Source organism: Rummeliibacillus sp. G93, from assembly GCF_023515935.1.
Classification (GTDB): Bacteria; Bacillota; Bacilli; order Bacillales_A; family Planococcaceae; genus Rummeliibacillus; species Rummeliibacillus stabekisii.
On record NZ_CP097314.1, the window covers coordinates 2546208 to 2563640 of the forward strand.

Sequence of the window (17433 nt, forward strand, 5' to 3'; positions counted from 1 at the left end):
CTTAACCTATGTTACGCCTTTTCTTTTTGCCGTTTTTTCATTCAGGCTTCTCTTAATTTAAGGATATTGATTAGATGGACATTCATGTCATCAGCCGAATCTTTAAAGTCATGGCGATACCACTCTATGATCAAGCCCATAATTGCATTCGCCGAGTAAGAATATAAATAATCGTTCAATTCTCCATATTGTTGAAGCGTATTCTGATCTTCTATACAAATAGAACGTATTTCATCAAATAACATGAAATAATAATGTGTGGAGACATCTTGAGAAAATACTATCTTATAAAAATCCTCATATTTTTTTATATGATGAAAAATCCGAACTGTTTTAGGATCCAAATTTGCTACGTCAAGAAAATTCGTATGGAGATAAGGTGCTTGGTAGGATTCTTTTAAATCTACCATAATCTCTTCATAAAATTCTTTAAACACATCCCCTACCTCTTGGTAATGAAAATAGAATGTCCCTCGATTTATATTTGCTTCTCTGCAAAGCTCAGTGACCTTGATATGTGTTAATGGTTTCTTTTTAAGCAGTTTAATTAAAGCTAAATGTATACTTTGCTTTGTTTTTAATACACGCAAATCATTTTTATTCATCTAGCATTTCCCCTTTATCAAACACTTTTACGTTTTCTGTTCAATATTGTACGTTTTGAATTTTTTTGTTTATTGAAGCTGCTATGATTCAATATTATTATTTTATTGAACAGTTGTAAAATAAGATTAAGGGGAGGATGTTTAGAATGAGATTAATGGATAAAGTAGCGATCGTCACAGGTGCGGCTTCAGGTATGGGGAAGGCAATTGCAGAGCATTACGCTAAAGAAGGTGCTAAAGTAGTTGTTTCTGACTACAATTTTGAAGGTGCTCAAGCTGTGGCTGAGGAAATTAATGCAACTGGCGGTACAGCCATCGCCAACAGAACGAATGTTGCTGAATTAGCAGATTTAGAACAGTTATTCGCAGAAACTAAAAAAGAATTTGGCAAGTTAGATATCTTAGTTAACAACGCAGGCATCATGGACGGCATGGAACCAGTTGGTGAAATCTCAGATGAAAAATGGGATCGCGTATTTGCTGTTAATACGACAGGCGTTATGCGTGCAATGCGCATCGCAACAAACATCTTCTTAGAACAAGGACACGGCGTCATTGTGAACAATATTTCAGCAGGCGGATTACAAGGTGCACGCGCAGGCGCTGCCTATACGGCTTCTAAACATGCTGTTACGGGGCTTACAAAAAATACTGCCTATATGTATGCTCTTTCAGGCATCCGCTGCAACGGAATCGCTCCGGGTGGCGTGGAAACAAACATCGGTTCATCTATGACAAATGTGTCTCAATTTGGTATGGGTCGTCAAATGACTGGCTCAGGTACAATGCCACGGACAGGTAAACCAGAGGAAATTGCACAACTAGCTGTTTTCTTAGGTTCTGATGAATCGAGCTTTGTAAATGGACAAATTATCGCTGCTGACGGCGGTTGGATTGCATACTAATCTGTTCATCTAATTCGTTTGTACAAATCGAAAGCAGAAACGAAAAAAGGCTCCAACATCGGATCTCGATGGTTGGAGCCTTTTATTATGCTAGATTGAACAACATAGCAACAGTCATCAGTAGATAGCCGAGCATAGATCCATTCTTATAATCCATGTACATTGAAAACGCAACGAATCGAAGACGTATAAACAAACAGACTTCATACGAACCATTTAAACTACTTCACCTTTTTCAACAGATAAAAGAACTCTCCTATGCCAGTTCCTCTTTCTTTTGCTCTTTTCCAAATACAGCACTAACTGTAAAAATGAGCAGCAAAATAATAGATATGAGCAGTAAGAAGCTAAAATGCACATATTGCAGATAGATACCTCCGAAGAGTGGACCGGACAAACTACCGAAGCTAAAGAAAATACTGCAGAGTAAGTTCCCAGTTGGTAACAGCTCCCGCGGTGTCAAATCGCTCATGTAGGAAATACCAAGAGAGAAGATGGACCCGACAAACGTACCCGCTAAAAAGAAACAAACTGCCACAAGTATACTATTGGATTCCAAGAAACTGCCTACCCCAAAGAATAAACCTCCTCCTAAAAAGGCCATTAACACTACCTTACGCCGGCCAATTTTGTCTCCTAGCGTGCCTAGCGGGAATTGTGTGAGGATTCCTCCGATTGAGAAGGCCGCCAATATAACAGAAACCATTGATACGTCTATTTCCTTTCTCAATGCATAGACAGGAAATAAGGAATTTAATGTAGATTCTAAAAAGCCATAGCAAAGCGGTGGCAAAAATGCGACCCATGCATACTTTAAAGTAACGGCATATCGTTTGAGCATCTTCCCGTTTTCTTTTGTTTGAATAGGCTCTGGCTTTTCGTTTTTCACAAAGAAAATAAATGACCATGCAATTAAACAAAGAATCGAGGATAAAATGAATGGAAATGCTTCAGAAATCTTCGTAAGCGGTACAAAGAAAGGACCAACTGCAAAACCAATCCCAAATGACAAGCCATATATGGCAATATTTTTACCTAAGCGATTAGCTGGTGCAGAGCTTGTAATCCATGTTTGGGTTGAATAATGGAGAGAATGATCTCCAATGCCGATTAGCAATCGTAAGATAAACCAAAACCATACATTCTTCCAAAAAGGAAATAATAACAAACTACTAAAAACTAGTGCACCGCCTATAATTATAATTGGCTTGTAGCCAAATTTTCTAAGCGGCTGCTCGACAAATGGTGCAATAAGTAGTGTCCCGATATAAAGACCCGTTGCGTTTAATCCATTTATGGACGATGATACACCGTCCTGTTCAAAAATAACAGAGATGAGCGGCATCAGCATGCCTTGTGAGAACCCAGAAATCGACACAATGATCACAAGGATCCAGAATCTCTTTTGGGCCATTCGTTCATTTAATTCCACAAATCTAAACTCCTTTGCTAGTTAATAATATTCTATGTATTTCCCTATCCCCAACCGGCTTTTGACTAATAAAACACATTCTCAACTTACTGTTTCCGTTAAGTCTGATTGGGGTTTTACATTCTTGATAGGTTCGTGCGGGAGACCTTCTACATCCATTAAGCATGCCCTGAAAATGAATTTTCAACTTACTTTTCTTATAAGTACTTTGTGCCTTTGAAATCCTCTAGCATCGCTTAAAAATAATAGTAACATTTAAACAGAAAGTAGGGAATCTAGTTTACTATTATTTTTTCCTTTTAAAAAACAACATAAAAAGACCCAGTCCACTTTAACGATACGTGTACTGGGCCCTTCAATCTGTTAATATCATATTTTTCTTGGTTTTAAACAATTTTCAGCCTTATTCTGAGAACTGTTTAACTCCGTAGCCAACATTTGCATGACAACATCTTTTCACATGTCTTTTTTTAAGCTAATTCATTTTATTGATAAAGCTTGATCTCGCAAACTCGTAAACAACATTTCCTACACGCTAAACTTGAAGAATCGCTTGTTCAATAATCTTCGTTGCCTTTCACTGCTGTCTAAAAAGTATACATCCTTTCTTTAGATTTATCCTAAGGCATTTAGTTATAAGTAGGCTCATTGTGATTTACATTTACACCAACAATCAGGCGCTTTGGCTAACGGAACTGCCCTCCCTTCACAAAATTAGGATTTTCAGTAAGAACGCTATATGTTTCTTTCATTAATCCCTCCAATCTCTCGATGATTTCAACCAGCTCTTCTTCCAATGTTCCCTCCAGAAGTATTGAGAAGGAAAACTGATTCCTCATCGGGCCTCCTTTCTTTTAAATTAAAAATAGAATAACATATAACTTTAATTTTGTAAATTTTCATAATCGACAAAATACTTAAATCATACTTTATTCCTAATTCTGTTTTTGATTTGAATTATTATCTCATTTCGTATACGATGGATAGGACGAAATGAGGTGGTACAATGAGCAAGTCAATCACAGACAAAGAGCAACAAGTAACTTACTTAAAAGAGCGCCTTCAAATCTTTATGGAAGTATTGGATGCTATTGATCCAGAAACTGCCGATTTACAGGATATCGATCGCCTTATTGGAATGATGGACGATTTAGAAGATAAGATGGAACAATTTAAAGACCGTCCTGAAATTTAACAAATAAATACTCCCGAATGGATAAAAATCAAAGAGCGCATAATTGTGCTCTTTTTTTCATATTTTAAGCAGGTTATAATAAGCATGCTTGACAACATTTTATAGGGAGCTGAAAGCTATGAATCTCGAAGTGCTCGAACAAAGCATCTATGATTTAGTAACTGAAACATCGACAAATTTGCCGAAGGATGTCAGACGTGCAATTAAAAAAGCGAAAGATGCAGAAAATGCAGGAACTCGCGCTGCTATGAGCTTAGATACAATTGCCAACAACATTTTTATGGCGGATGATCAAGTATCACCTATCTGCCAGGATACCGGTCTACCTACATTTAAAATTAAAACACCGGTTGGCGTTAATCAGCTTGAAATTAAAGAATGCATCAAAAATGCGATTATCCGCGCTACAAAAGATGCGAAACTCCGCCCAAATGCAGTTGACTCCCTAACAGGTAAAAACAGCGGCGATAATTTAGGCGAAGGCGTGCCCGTTATTAAATTTGAGCAATGGGAAAAAGATTATATTGAGATGAAGTTAATTCTAAAAGGTGGCGGCTGTGAGAACAAAAATATTCAATATAGCCTTCCATGCGAATTAGAAGGACTTGGACGTGCTGGCCGCGACCTAGAAGGCATTCGAAAATGCATTTTACATTCAGTGTATCAAGCACAAGGACAAGGCTGTGCAGCCGGATTCATTGGAGTAGGTATTGGAGGCGATCGCTCTTCAGGATATGATCTTGCCAAAGAACAGTTATTCCGCCATGTAGACGACGTAAATCCAAATCCTGAACTAGCAAAATTGGAAGATTACATACTAGAAAAAGCAAATACATTGGGCATTGGAACTATGGGATTTGGCGGTGAAGCGACACTACTAGGCTGTAAAATCGGTGTGATGCACCGTATCCCTGCTTCCTTCTTTGTATCTGTTGCATATAACTGTTGGGCATACCGTCGTATGGCTATCGATCTTGATGCTAATTCTGGCGAAATCAAAAATTGGCATTATCAAGATGGCGAAAAAATTGCCTTTGACGAAACAGCAGCAACACAAGATGATCAACCATCAAAAGAAGTGATTGAGCTGCGCGCACCAATTACAGAGGAACAAATCCGTTCACTTAAAGTTGGAGACGTAGTTAAAATTACAGGACGTATGTACACAGGCCGTGACGCCATCCACCATCATTTAACATCACATGATGCACCGGTGGATTTAAATGGTCAAATCATTTACCACTGTGGCCCTGTTATGGCAAAGGATGAAGACGATCGTTGGGTTGTAAAAGCAGCTGGTCCTACTACATCTATTCGCGAAGAACCATACCAAGGCGACATTATGAAAAAATTCGGCATTCGTGCTGTTATGGGTAAAGGTGGCATGGGTCCAAAAACATTACAGGCGCTTAAAGAACACGGTGGTGTTTATTTAAATGCAATTGGCGGAGCAGCACAGTATTATGCTGACTGTATCAAGTCTGTCGATGGTGTTGATCTAATGGAATTTGGGATTCCAGAAGCCATGTGGCATTTAAATGTAGAAGATTTCACAGCAGTTGTGACAATGGATTCGCACGGCAACTCATTGCATGCTGATGTCCAAAAATCTTCATTAGAAAAACTGGCGGCACATGCAGAGCCCGTCTTTAAATAGAATAAAATAGTATAAAAAAGGGTATTAAGCAACAATTGCTTAATACCCTTTTTGTTTCCCGCTTTTTCTTCCCTTGCATACACTGTGAAAGTAGTAGCTGGGTAAGAGACTCGGTCAAAAATGTTATTTCAAATTAGTTCTATTTATTAATTCTCTTTCAAATTCATTCTTATAATAAAGACTTTCTTGTGTTCCATTCCAGACTGCGCACCCGCAAGCTTGGCTTCAATCTCCTCGTCCCTACGTTTCTGCGGGGCTTTCAGCTCAAGCTATTCCCGCAGGAGTCGTTGTCCTCTATACACACCATACTAAATGAGATTCACCTTTTTTACCTTTGAAAGAAGCTGCTTTAGTTCTGGACCAACCTCAGTAAAACGCCATACAAAAAATAACTAGTTAATCATTTTATTTTTGAATTAATACTCTTCCTCTCTTTGTACCCTTATGTTATAATCATTATAAATAAGTAATTACTATTAATTAATTACTAAAGGTTGAATAATCACCTTTAATAAAGGTTTTGATATTGATTTTCATTATCAGGAGGGATGAATGTTGGAAATTGTAAAAGAGAATAATACTCATCTAATTGAGAAAATAAAAGAACATGGTGAACTGATAGCAGCTATTTTCTCAGGATTGTTCATATTAATTGCTTGGTTACTAGGAAAAGATGGGCATACGGCACCTTCTATCGTTTTCTATGTGATCGCATTTATTGTAGGCGGCTTTGCGAAAGCAAAAGAAGGCGTGGAAGAAACGATTGCAAACAAAGAGTTAAATGTAGAATTTCTAATGATATTAGCAGCTATTGGATCAGCAATCATTGGCTATTGGACAGAAGGCGCCATCCTCATCTTTATATTTGCAGTGAGCGGTGCATTAGAAACTTATGCCATGAACAAAAGCCATAAAGAAATCTCCGCATTGATGGATTTGCAGCCGGAAGAAGCATGGCTTGTAAAAGATAATGGCGAGATTGAAAGAGTTGGGATTTCCACTCTACAAGTCGGCGACCATTTACTTGTTAAACCTGGTGAACGTGTCCCTGCAGATGGTGTAATCATCGATGGGATGACGACTCTCGATGAAGCAGCCATTACTGGCGAATCCATTCCAGTCTCTAAAGGCATTAAAACAGATGTATTTGCTGGTACTGTAAACCTCTCAGGTGCTATTACAATGAAGATGACAAAATCGAATATGGAGTCATTATTTCAAAAAATAATTGACCTCGTTCAATCAGCACAGAGCGAAAAATCACCTTCTCAGCAATTCATTGAACGTTTTGAAGGTACCTATGTGAAATGTGTGCTCCTAGCAGTAGCTTTGATGATGTTTATTCCACACTTTTTACTTGATTGGAGTTTCCAAACCACCTTCTACCGTGCAATGGTTCTACTTGTAGTAGCTTCACCATGTGCGCTCGTAGCGTCTATTATGCCCGCTACTCTATCCGCCATTTCAAACGGCGCAAAAAATGGGATTCTATTTAAAGGCGGACTCCATATTGAACATTTAAGTGTATTAAAAGCAATTGCCTTTGATAAAACTGGCACACTTACGCAAGGTAAACCTATTGTAACTGACTTCGTTGCAGCCAAAGGCGAAGATGGGAAGGCTTTACTTTCGCTTCTTGCCGGAATTGAAGCGAAGTCTAACCACCCTCTTGCGCAAGCTATTACAAAATACGCTGTAGCCAATGAGCTTACAAACTATCCACAAGCACAAATTGAAGATTTGCCTGGCTTTGGCTTGAAAGGAATTGTTGCAGGAAAAGCCTATAAAGTCGGAAAAGCAGATTTTGTTGGAGAACAATTGGCTCGGGAATTTGAAAATAATATTGCACTAGAGCTAGCCGAACAAGGTAAAACTGTAATCTTTCTTTCAGATGATACTAGAATCCTAGCACTTGCTGCCATGAAGGATACCGTTCGCCCGGAAGCAAAGCATGCTATCTCTCTTTTAAAAAGTATGGGAATCCAGACTGTCATGCTAACAGGTGATAATGAAGTAACGGCAAAAGCTATTGCAAAGGAAGCGGCAGTAGATTCATATATTGCCGAGTGCTTGCCTGAGACAAAAGTAAATCATATCAAAGAATTGATGGGCTCCTATCACCATGTTGCCATGGTGGGAGATGGCATTAATGATGCCCCCGCCCTAGCAACTGCTACATCTGGTATCGCTATGGGCGAAGGAACAGATGTAGCGCTAGAAACAGCCGATGTGGTCCTTATGAAGAATGACTTAACCAAAATTGCTTATGCAGTGAAGCTTTCACGAAAAATGCAAAGAATTGTAAAACAAAATATGTTCTTCTCCATTGCTGTTATTACCCTATTAATTATCTCGAATTTCATGCAGGCAGTCGATTTGCCTCTTGGAGTTGTTGGACATGAGGGTAGCACTATCCTGGTTATCTTAAACGGCTTACGCCTACTAAAGAAAATAAAGTAAACTTGACTCAGTAGGGGTTTTTCTCTTCCCTGCTGATGGTGAGTGTTCCAATCGGACTTCTACGGGCAGTTATCCCCCATTTAAACTTCTTTACTACACTTAGGTTTTGAAATAGGCGTCTTACTGCCCCGTAGAAGCGTGTTAAAATAAATTATTTAAAAAGCGGCAGGTCATTCAATATAGAATGACCTGCCGCTTTTTCATTAAGCTGTTCTATGACTTTTTGATTCCTGTATTTCTCTTCTCTTTTGTACAAGGGCATTCACTTGCCCGCCAACCATCAGGATAATACCAGTGATGTATAGCCAAAGCATGAGAATGATAATACCACCGATACTTCCGTAAGTAGCGGAGTAATTTGAGAAGTTGTTGATATAGAAAGAAAAACCATATGAAACGATTAACCAAGCCAATGTAGAGAACAAGGCGCCAACCCATACGCTTTTTAAATCCAACTTCATGTTTGGCATCAACCAATACATAAGAGTGAGGACAATAAATATAACAACGGGAGGCAAAATATAACGAAACTTGTTCCAAACGGCGAGAAAACCATTCTCTAATCCAAATGCAGAGAATAATAGTTTACCAATTTGCTCACCGAATACAGGCAATACAAGTGCCACTACAACTAAGCCGATTAATAGAATCGTGAATATTAAAGAGTAAAGCCTTACTTTAAGAAATGGCCGCGTCTCTTCTTGGTCATAAGAGCGATTCAATGATTTATTTAGCGCATTTACACCATTAGATGCTGACCATAACGTACCAAGAATACCGATCGACAATAAGCCGCCATGACGATTCTTTAAAACTTCAGAAAGTGTATCAGACGTAAGAGAATAGATTTGGTCAGGCATAACTTCTTCTAAAAGTGTATATACTTGGCTAACGGATAAATGAAGATACGGCAGCAATGTCACGATAAAAAGCAGCATCGGGAATAAGGAGAGTAAAAAGAAATAAGCTAATTGCGCTCCAAATCCCCCGATGTCTTCTTTCTTCACTTTCTCGATAAGCCCCATGATAAAACCCTTATTTGTTGTAATATCAAAGTGACGCTCTTTCTTTTTCTTTTCTTTTTTATCCAGGTTTTCTTCGTTTTCTAATTGCACAAATGTATCTTTATCGATGTATTCAGCAGCATCGCCTTTCCGTGTTTTGGTTGTCTCGGAATCTGCTGAAAGACCAAATTCGTGTCCCTTCTCCATAATCCCGCCCCTTTATCTTCTTCAACTTATAGATGAATAACAGATTCATTTGATTCGGTATTGGTTGAAGGTAATTGTTGTTTTACATCTTTGATATTAGATGAAAATGTATCTTTCGTTTCCATCACAATGTTTTTAACTTTCGGTGTAAGTTCTTGGATTTCTTCTACTTTTTTCATATAGAAGTCTTTGTCTTTCATAAATGTATTGTATAGAGATTTAACTTTCCCTGTTCTTGCTTGGATACTATTCATTAATTCATCTCGGTTATTTGCAAAATATTGCATGTCTACCCAATAGCGTTTCAGTACTTTTTTTGTTGTTTGACGTGTATTACGGTCTGCCATACTAAGTGCTGCACCTGCTACTGCTCCTAATGCTAATCCTGTAACTAATTTATTTGACATAATAATCCTCCTCCATACTTTTACAATGTTATATGCCTATTATACCCTACTGATTTATATGTAAAACAGTTTGCCCGTTAAAAAACTCCTTACCTATTTAAAGGGATTTTTAATTGTTGTTTTATGGAATTTCTTAACTATAGAAATTTAAATTCAAAAAGGGGGTAATGGAATGACCAATTTTTTAGCAAAGCTGAACGAGGTCTTAGGGGATTTTTCATCAATGCTTTGGGGAATACCGCTTATTGTCTTAATTGTTGGCACAGGCATTTTTCTCACACTTCGAATCAGCTTTTTGCAAATCAGACTTCTTCCACAAGCTTTGAGATTAGTATTCTCGAAAAAACACGACAAAACGGCAGATGGTGATATCTCCCAGTTTCAAGCACTTACAACAGCTCTTGCTGCTACAGTTGGAACCGGAAACATTGTTGGTGTAGCAACAGCCGTTATTTTAGGTGGACCAGGGGCTGTCTTTTGGATGTGGGTGTCGGCTTTCTTCGGCATGGCGACTAAGTATAGTGAGGCTATACTAGCTGTTCGCTATCGTGTAAAAGATGCGAAAGGGCAAATGGCTGGCGGTCCGATGTATTATTTGGAACACGGCCTAAAACAAAAATGGCTGGCTGTTTTGTTTGCCTGTTTTGGCGTACTAGCTTCTTTTGGCATTGGGAATGGAACACAATCTAATTCAGTTGCAGGCGTTGTTAATGCTACATTTAGTGTACCTACTTGGATCACTGGGCTCATTCTAACTGCCTTTGTCGCGCTTGTCATTTTGGGCGGCATTAAATCTATCGGAAATGTAACAGCTATTTTTGTACCTATTATGGCGGTCTTTTATCTTGCAGCAGGACTTATAATTATGATTATGAATATTACCGAAATACCAGCTGCTTTCCTTACAATTATTAAAATGGCCTTTACAGGCGAAGCTGCTCTTGGCGGAGCTGTTGGTGCAGCTATACGTTATGGTGTTGCACGTGGGGTATTCTCGAATGAAGCAGGTCTTGGTTCTGCACCAATCGCAGCTGCTGCTGCTAAAACGGATCTGCCGGGACGACAAGCATTGGTTTCAATGACGCAAGTGTTTTTAGATACATTCCTTATTTGTTCAATTACAGGAATCACAATTGTCATGTCTGGTGTTTATACAAATAAAGGTTTGCAAGCAAATGAACTGACAACAGCAGCATTCAGTCACTTCTTGGGTGGTTGGGGTCCTTATGTTGTAGCGATTGGTCTTATTTTCTTTGCCTCATCTACAATTTTAGGTTGGGCTTATTATGGAGAAAAATGTTTACAATATCTCTTCAAGGGTCAAACAGCTATATATATTTACCGCGTAATATTTGTTGCTTTCGTATTCGTCGGTTCTACCGTTGCATTGGATCTTATTTGGACATTCTCAGATATCGCAAACGGATTAATGGCTATTCCTAACCTGATCGGCTTATTAGGCCTTTCTGGCATTGTAGTTTATGAAACGAAGCGGATTCAAAATAAACTAAAAGAAGAAAAAGCTCTAGCAAAACAGATGGATATGCCTGATTCTAAAAAAGCGAGCTGATACTAGTATAAAATGCTGGCCCAATCGTAAAAGGAATTGACAATCATAGGCTATAAGTGAAATGATACTATAGTATACATCTATCAAAAGCAGGAGGAATCCCTTTGAATCTTACAGAACCGACAACAGAAAATGTAACTTTCATGATTGAGGCCATAAAAGAAAAGCTTCGCATGGTCAATGCAGATGCGATGAAGCCTGAACATTTCAGCACCAATCATTATGAAGATCTGGTTTACTTATATGATATGGTGATGAAGCGCGATGCTTTTAGTCCTAGCGAAATGCAAGCAATTGTAGCAGAACTTGGCTCATTGCGTGACTAAAAATAGGCTAATGAAAAAACCGAACTATATGTGAAATTTAATTTAATTTCACATTGGTTCGGTTTCTTTTTATTATTTTACTTTTGAATCAGCTCAAGCTATTTTTCTATTCTCCAGTTTTCGATTCATTAACGGAAGCATCTTTATTGATTGTAGGATTTGTTGAAGAGCCATCTTTTTTCACTAAAGGTTGGATGAGAACTTCAACCCGTCGGTTTTTAGAACGCCCCTCATCAGAATTATTAGACGCGATTGGATTATTTTCTCCATATCCTTTTGCACTAAAGAAAGAAGAATCTAATTTAGGGTTTTGATCTACGATTAGCTTCAAAAAGTTTACAGCACGCATTACACTGAGTTCCCAGTTCGATGAAAACTCGGCCGTATGCATCGGCACATTATCCGTATAACCTGTAATTACAACACTCCGTTTTGGATCAAATACAAGAAGCTTAGATAATTCCCTCGCTGTTTTCTCATACTCGCTTTTAACTACCGCTTTCCCTGGATCAAATAATACGCTGTCTCGTATCGTCACCAGAAGTCCTTCGTCAGTTAACTTGGTTTCAAATTGTTTTTCTAGTTCATTGACCGCTATAAAATCATCAACATTACCTTTAATCTTGGATAAAGATTTTTGGTCTTCCAGGTATGCTGAATTTTTGCTCGTCTCATCGCTCTTCGGATCGTTCGGCATTGTATCAGAAGGATAGTCCATAACGCCCTTCCCCCCATCAAATACTGCATTAAATACAGAAGAAAGCTCATGCAGCTTTTGATTATCTACTGTACTCGAAGCAAAAAGTACGATAAACAATGCCAGTAATAAAGTTAATAAATCTGAATAAGGAAGCAGCCATGCTTCTGGAATTTCCTCATGCTCTTTTTTATGCTTTTTAGCTCTCTTCGCCAAGGCCGCTCGCCCCGCTTTCGCCCAATATTTTTTTGCGGTCTTCTTTTGTTAAGTAAGAAGCAAGCTTTTGTTCAATGACACGCGGCGCCTCTCCCTCTAATACGGAAAGAATCCCTTCAATCATTAGCATTTTTTGGCGTACTTCATTGCTCGATTTTCGTTTAAGCTTATTGGCGAATGGATGCCAAAGAACATACCCTGTAAAAATCCCGAGTAATGTTGCAATAAACGCAGCCGAGATCGCATGGCCTAGTTTTTCAATATCATTCATATCTTTTAGTGCGGCAACCAGACCAACAACCGCCCCTAAAACCCCTAAAGTAGGAGCGTATGTACCTGCTTGTGTGAACATCCCAGCTCCAGCACTATGGCGTTCTTCCATAGCCTCTACTTCTTCTGATAAGACATCGCGGATATAATCAGCATTTTGTCCATCAATTGCGAGCGACAGGCCGTTCTTAAGGAAAGGATCATCGATTTCTGCCACTTTTCCTTCCAGCGCAAGCAAGCCTTCTCTTCTTGCCAGGTCTGCCCATTCTGCAAATAATTTAATAATGTCCGTGTCTTTACCTAACTTTTGTTCGGTAAACAATATTTTAAAAAGTTTTGGCAATCTTTTTAATTCACTCATTGGGAAGGCAATTGTTACGGTTGCCATTGTCCCTAAAATAATTATGAATATAGCTGCTGGATTCATTAAGGCATCGGGCGTTACACCTTTAAAGTACATCCCAACGATTAGGGCAACGACCCCCATAATAAGACCAACAATTGATGATAAATCCATTTCTGTACCTCCAAAGTGTCATTCTTGTTATTATTTCGGTTACTTCTCTCTAATGTTAATATTCTACCGTGAACAAACTAGAATATTTGCCTAAAATCCAAAAACTTCGTGAATTATAAAATATTTGTAGACAAATAATGTTCGCTACAATTATGACGCGAGTATTTGCAAAACTATTTTAAATTGATAAAATTATCATAGAATTTAAAGTTCATCTTCAAACTATGTTGGCATAGAAGTATCTACGGATGCTTTCTATCCCACTGATTTGTAAATGAACAATTTTGGAGGAGATCTTTCATGAAAACGTTTCAAGAGAAGTTAGATAGTTATGCCGAATTGGCAGTAAAGGTGGGGGTGAATCTTCAACCGAGCCAATATCTGTTTATCCAAGCATCAATTGACCAAGCTGAGTTTGTTCGATTAGTTGTGAAGAAGGCTTACGAAGCAGAAGCAAAAGAAGTCTTTGTCCACTATTCAGATGATTTGCTTACACGCATGCATTATGACATGGCACCAGAAGATGCTTTTGGTTTCTTTGCCCCTTGGCAAGCAGAAGAGAAAAACTGGTTAGCAGACCATGGTGCAGCATTTATGACTATCAAATCACAAAGCCCTGATCTTTTAAAAGGTGTTGACCCTAAAAAAATCGCACTTCAACAAAAGGCAGCAGGTCAGGCATTGCAGCACTTCCGCCAAGCTTCCCAATCTAATAAAATCAGTTGGAACATTATAGGTACACCTTCTAAAGAATGGGCTGCAAAGGTCTTTCCTGGTCTAGAGGAAGATAAACAAGTACCAGCCCTATGGGAGGCTATCTTTAAAACAGTCCGCGCTGACTTAGACAATCCGCTTGAAGCTTGGGAAGCTCATGATGAAGTATTACATGAAAAAGTAAAATATCTAAACGGTAAAAAATATCAAAAATTACACTACACTGCCCCGGGTACAGATTTAACGATCGAATTGCCGAAGGGACATGTGTGGAGTGGTGGCGGAAGCAAAAATCAAAATGGAAAACCTTTCATGGCTAATATTCCGACAGAGGAAGTGTTCACTGCGCCTCATAAAGATGGTGTTAATGGCTACATCACATGCACAAAGCCACTTAGCTACGCAGGCACAATCATCGATCACTTTACATTAACATTTGAAAATGGAAGAATTGTGGATGTAAAAGCAGAAGAAGGCGAAGATGTCTTAAAAAATCTAGTTGAAACAGATGAGGGTTCACATTATCTAGGTGAAGTAGCTCTTGTCCCACATGATTCGCCAATCTCCAACTCTGGCTTACTTTTCTATAATACGCTATTCGACGAAAATGCTTCTAACCATCTGGCAATCGGTAGCGCCTATGCATTCTGTATTGAAAATGGCACAACAATGACTGCTGCAGAACTCGAAAAACACGGTATAAACCAAAGCATTATGCATGTTGATTTTATGGTTGGCTCCAAAGATATGGACATTGAAGGCATTACAGAAGATGGACGTTCAGAAGCTGTTTTCCGCAATGGAAACTGGGCATTCTAAGCTCCCCATAAATAACCAATTTATTTTCACGTAAAAGTGGTATAATAATAGTGTTCTATTAATCTTATAGAAACCTGTTTTAACCTTATAATTCAAGAAAAAATCATGTATACTATTTATATAAAGTGAAACTACAGTTAGTAGGTTATTTCCTACTAATTGTTAGTTTTACCAATCGGGCAGTTACGGGCAATAAACCCCAGCCTAACCTTCCCGTTTGCACTTACTTTCGTTTTGGGGTTTACCATCCGCTAATGCGGAATAAAATTATTTAATACATGGAGGGCTATGATAATGGCAACTTTTATGGTTACTGTATTAGGCGTATTCTTCGCAATTATGGGCACTGGCGCTATTCTTGTTCACTTTTTGCGTGATGGGCTTAATTCTTCAACTTCTCATATTATCGATCCAAAACCAGAAACTAAGTTCTAATAAAAAGGAGCAGCCTGTAATCTAGCAGGCTGCTCTTTTTATTTCACAATCTATTAACATTTTCATCACAATTTCACTTTTATTTGTATCTTTAATTCCTTTAAACTACCATTTATTGGGTTTATATATCAACCTTCTATCTATCTACCTCTGTAATGATTGTTACATACCATAATATAACATGCTGATCCCTCTAAAAATATCATATACTTATAGAACCTAAGGTTATTCGAGGAGGAATTGTACGCATGTTTTCGCCAACAACTATTGGAATCGATTTGGGCACTGCCAATACATTAATATATACAAAAAATAAAGGAATTATCATAAATGAACCTTCTGTCGTAGCTTATAATGTGAATACAAACCAAGTGATAGCGACAGGTACTGAAGCAAAGGAAATGGTCGGCAAAACGCCGATAGCTATTCAGGCAGTTCGTCCTCTAAAAGACGGTGTGATCGCTGACTTTGATATGACTACTGCTTTAATCAAGTCAATGATGGAAAAGGCTGCAAAAATAATGGGCTCTTCTCTACGCAAACCAAACGTTGTGGTTTGTACTCCCGCAGGAGCAACATCCGTTGAAAGACTGGCGATTCAAGATGCGGTAAGACAATGCGGCGCTAAGGAAGTATTTTTAATTGAAGAATCTGTGGCAGCTGCTATAGGTGCTGATCTTCCTGTAAGCGATCCTATTGCGAGCGTTATTGTAGACATTGGTGGCGGTACAACAGAAGTCGGTATTATATCATTCGGCGGAATTGTAACCTCTAACACATTGAAACTTGGCGGCGACCATATGAATGAAGAAATTATTCAATATGCACGCAAGGAATTCAACGTCCTGATTGGTGAGCCTACTGCTGAAAAAGTAAAACAGGAAATTGGTTACGCGCTGATTGACCATCCTGTCAAAACAATGGAAATCAGAGGACGCGATATCGTTACTGGTTTACCTAAGATTATCTCTGTGAATTCGTATGATATACAAAATTGTTTAAAAGAGAACCTTTTAGCGATATTAGAATTAATTAGCAGGACCCTTGAATGCTGCCCTCCAGAACTATCGGGTGATATTGTAGATCAAGGTGTGATATTGACTGGCGGTGTATCACTGTTAAAAGGTATGACAGAATGGCTTTCAAATGAATTGGATGTACCTGTTCATCTTGCGCCAGAACCTCTTGAATCTGTTGCTGTCGGCACAGGTAGATCGATTGATACCATTCATTTCCTTAAGAAATAATTTACACAAAAACACATGGCGCGCTTTTTATCGAAGCTGCCATGTGTTTTCTTTTATTATTCGACTTATTCCCCGGGAAATAGCACGACATTTTCCTACAATCCCCTCAGTAATTTGCGGGCGTTATTCGACCATTTCCTCCACCGGGCCTTACCCTTTCAATAATCTTCCTCTAAATAAGAATATAAATAATGATCTTCCCATTTCCCATTAATATATAGAAGACTTCGGAGTAATCCTTCTCGGTTAAATTTTGCTTTTTCAAGTACACGGACTGAAGCTATATTTTTAGGAGAAACATAAGCTTCTAAACGATGCAGGCATAAATCATTAAAAGCAAATTTGACAACAAGTGAAAGAGCTTCCGTTACAATTCCTCTGCCAGTATGGGATTCATCCATTGAATAACCCACAAATGCGCTTGAAAATGGCATACGCTTTATCGAATACAAAGAGATATGCCCTACCATTTCCTTGGTTTGTATATCAAATATGCCAAAGCTATACTCACGGTTTAGACGCATTTGCTGAATTGATTCTTGTATTTTTTTTAATTGAACCTTTTCAGTATAATATTCGGGCGGATGCAGTGGTTCATGTACTGACCAATAACGCATATTGCGCGCAACCATATTCGTAAATGGCGTGACATCTGACTCCATTAATACCCGTAGAAAACATCGTTGCCCCTCTATAACAATCATGTTACTTCTCACCCTCTTTTAAAAATCTCTATTGTGTTAGAATCTT

Annotated in this window: 17 protein-coding genes; 9 read left to right on the plus strand and 8 right to left on the minus strand. The window is 38.5% G+C overall.

Features of this window, described 5'->3' with window-relative positions:
- Positions 1-41: 41 nt before the first annotated feature.
- Entirely contained in the window at positions 42-605 is a 564-nt protein-coding gene (locus tag M2M59_RS12880; protein WP_147197199.1) for a TetR-like C-terminal domain-containing protein, read from the minus strand.
- A 146-nt stretch (positions 606-751) separates the two neighbouring features.
- On the opposite strand from M2M59_RS12880, the gene M2M59_RS12885 reads away from it, so the two are divergent.
- Positions 752-1510 carry an SDR family oxidoreductase gene (locus M2M59_RS12885; RefSeq protein WP_249774769.1) on the plus strand — a complete coding sequence of 253 codons (759 nt, stop codon included), beginning with the start codon at positions 752-754 and terminating at the stop codon, positions 1508-1510.
- Positions 1511-1766: 256 nt separating this feature from the next.
- On the opposite strand, the gene M2M59_RS12890 is transcribed toward M2M59_RS12885, so the two are convergent.
- Positions 1767-2924: an MFS transporter gene (locus tag M2M59_RS12890; RefSeq protein WP_147197342.1), complete on the minus strand. Its 1158-nt coding sequence runs from the start codon at positions 2922-2924 to the stop codon at positions 1767-1769.
- Positions 2925-3628: 704 nt separating this feature from the next.
- Positions 3629-3781, minus strand: a complete 153-nt coding sequence (locus M2M59_RS12895; protein WP_184117574.1) for a hypothetical protein — start codon at positions 3779-3781, stop codon at positions 3629-3631.
- A gap of 167 nt (positions 3782-3948) precedes the next feature.
- On the opposite strand from M2M59_RS12895, the gene M2M59_RS12900 reads away from it, so the two are divergent.
- The 3 genes from M2M59_RS12900 (at position 3949) to M2M59_RS12910 (ending at position 8254) form a co-directional block, all read left to right on the plus strand.
- Positions 3949-4137, plus strand: a complete 189-nt coding sequence (locus tag M2M59_RS12900; protein ID WP_147197203.1) for an SE1561 family protein — start codon at positions 3949-3951, stop codon at positions 4135-4137.
- A gap of 118 nt (positions 4138-4255) precedes the next feature.
- Entirely contained in the window at positions 4256-5794 is a 1539-nt protein-coding gene (locus tag M2M59_RS12905) for a fumarate hydratase (protein WP_147197206.1), read from the plus strand.
- 552 nt (positions 5795-6346) lie between these two features.
- Positions 6347-8254: a heavy metal translocating P-type ATPase gene (locus tag M2M59_RS12910; protein ID WP_249774770.1), complete on the plus strand. Its 1908-nt coding sequence runs from the start codon at positions 6347-6349 to the stop codon at positions 8252-8254.
- Positions 8255-8457: 203 nt separating this feature from the next.
- Here the strand turns inward: M2M59_RS12910 and M2M59_RS12915 are convergent, their stop codons facing one another.
- Both M2M59_RS12915 and M2M59_RS12920 read right to left on the minus strand, forming a co-directional pair.
- A complete protein-coding gene (locus M2M59_RS12915) occupies positions 8458-9465 on the minus strand; it encodes a YihY/virulence factor BrkB family protein (protein WP_249774771.1) in 1008 nt (335 codons plus the stop codon).
- A gap of 26 nt (positions 9466-9491) precedes the next feature.
- Entirely contained in the window at positions 9492-9872 is a 381-nt protein-coding gene (locus M2M59_RS12920; RefSeq protein WP_184117573.1) for a YtxH domain-containing protein, read from the minus strand.
- Positions 9873-10044: 172 nt separating this feature from the next.
- On the opposite strand from M2M59_RS12920, the gene M2M59_RS12925 reads away from it, so the two are divergent.
- Both M2M59_RS12925 and M2M59_RS12930 read left to right on the plus strand, forming a co-directional pair.
- On the plus strand, positions 10045-11442 hold the full coding sequence (locus tag M2M59_RS12925) for an alanine/glycine:cation symporter family protein (protein WP_249774772.1): 1398 nt from the start codon (positions 10045-10047) through the stop codon (positions 11440-11442).
- Between the two features lie 104 nt (positions 11443-11546).
- On the plus strand, positions 11547-11768 hold the full coding sequence (locus M2M59_RS12930) for a DUF1128 domain-containing protein (protein WP_066789749.1): 222 nt from the start codon (positions 11547-11549) through the stop codon (positions 11766-11768).
- 106 nt (positions 11769-11874) lie between these two features.
- On the opposite strand, the gene motB is transcribed toward M2M59_RS12930, so the two are convergent.
- Positions 11875-12681, minus strand: coding sequence for a flagellar motor protein MotB (gene motB / locus M2M59_RS12935; protein WP_066789752.1), 807 nt, complete (start codon positions 12679-12681; stop codon positions 11875-11877).
- Positions 12665-13468, minus strand: coding sequence for a flagellar motor stator protein MotA (gene motA / locus M2M59_RS12940; RefSeq protein WP_066789754.1), 804 nt, complete (start codon positions 13466-13468; stop codon positions 12665-12667). The genes motB and motA overlap by 17 nt, the downstream gene beginning before the upstream one ends.
- A 300-nt stretch (positions 13469-13768) precedes the next feature.
- On the opposite strand from motA, the gene M2M59_RS12945 reads away from it, so the two are divergent.
- The 3 genes from M2M59_RS12945 (at position 13769) to mreBH (ending at position 16683) form a co-directional block, all read left to right on the plus strand.
- A complete protein-coding gene (locus M2M59_RS12945; protein ID WP_249774773.1) occupies positions 13769-15001 on the plus strand; it encodes an aminopeptidase in 1233 nt (410 codons plus the stop codon).
- A 294-nt stretch (positions 15002-15295) separates the two neighbouring features.
- Positions 15296-15436, plus strand: coding sequence for a hypothetical protein (locus M2M59_RS12950; protein ID WP_158512599.1), 141 nt, complete (start codon positions 15296-15298; stop codon positions 15434-15436).
- Between the two features lie 248 nt (positions 15437-15684).
- Positions 15685-16683, plus strand: a complete 999-nt coding sequence (mreBH, locus tag M2M59_RS12955) for a rod-share determining protein MreBH (RefSeq protein ID WP_249774774.1) — start codon at positions 15685-15687, stop codon at positions 16681-16683.
- 158 nt (positions 16684-16841) lie between these two features.
- Here the strand turns inward: mreBH and M2M59_RS12960 are convergent, their stop codons facing one another.
- Positions 16842-17387 carry a GNAT family N-acetyltransferase gene (locus M2M59_RS12960; protein ID WP_147197218.1) on the minus strand — a complete coding sequence of 182 codons (546 nt, stop codon included), beginning with the start codon at positions 17385-17387 and terminating at the stop codon, positions 16842-16844.
- Between the last annotated feature and the right edge of the window lie 46 nt (positions 17388-17433).

Bases quoted from the DNA above. Each gene is read 5' to 3' on its own strand.
- M2M59_RS12880 (WP_147197199.1), bottom strand. From the start codon at position 605: ATGAATAAAAATGATTTGCGTGTATTAAAAACAAAGCAAAGTATACAT.
- M2M59_RS12885 (WP_249774769.1), top strand. From the start codon at position 752: ATGAGATTAATGGATAAAGTAGCGATCGTCACAGGTGCGGCTTCAGGT.
- M2M59_RS12890 (WP_147197342.1), bottom strand. From the start codon at position 2,924: ATGGCCCAAAAGAGATTCTGGATCCTTGTGATCATTGTGTCGATTTCT.
- M2M59_RS12895 (WP_184117574.1), bottom strand. From the start codon at position 3,781: ATGAGGAATCAGTTTTCCTTCTCAATACTTCTGGAGGGAACATTGGAA.
- M2M59_RS12900 (WP_147197203.1), top strand. From the start codon at position 3,949: ATGAGCAAGTCAATCACAGACAAAGAGCAACAAGTAACTTACTTAAAA.
- M2M59_RS12905 (WP_147197206.1), top strand. From the start codon at position 4,256: ATGAATCTCGAAGTGCTCGAACAAAGCATCTATGATTTAGTAACTGAA.
- M2M59_RS12910 (WP_249774770.1), top strand. From the start codon at position 6,347: ATGTTGGAAATTGTAAAAGAGAATAATACTCATCTAATTGAGAAAATA.
- M2M59_RS12915 (WP_249774771.1), bottom strand. From the start codon at position 9,465: ATGGAGAAGGGACACGAATTTGGTCTTTCAGCAGATTCCGAGACAACC.
- M2M59_RS12920 (WP_184117573.1), bottom strand. From the start codon at position 9,872: ATGTCAAATAAATTAGTTACAGGATTAGCATTAGGAGCAGTAGCAGGT.
- M2M59_RS12925 (WP_249774772.1), top strand. From the start codon at position 10,045: ATGACCAATTTTTTAGCAAAGCTGAACGAGGTCTTAGGGGATTTTTCA.
- motA (WP_066789754.1), bottom strand. From the start codon at position 13,468: ATGGATTTATCATCAATTGTTGGTCTTATTATGGGGGTCGTTGCCCTA.
- M2M59_RS12945 (WP_249774773.1), top strand. From the start codon at position 13,769: ATGAAAACGTTTCAAGAGAAGTTAGATAGTTATGCCGAATTGGCAGTA.
- M2M59_RS12950 (WP_158512599.1), top strand. From the start codon at position 15,296: ATGGCAACTTTTATGGTTACTGTATTAGGCGTATTCTTCGCAATTATG.
- mreBH (WP_249774774.1), top strand. From the start codon at position 15,685: ATGTTTTCGCCAACAACTATTGGAATCGATTTGGGCACTGCCAATACA.
- M2M59_RS12960 (WP_147197218.1), bottom strand. From the start codon at position 17,387: ATGATTGTTATAGAGGGGCAACGATGTTTTCTACGGGTATTAATGGAG.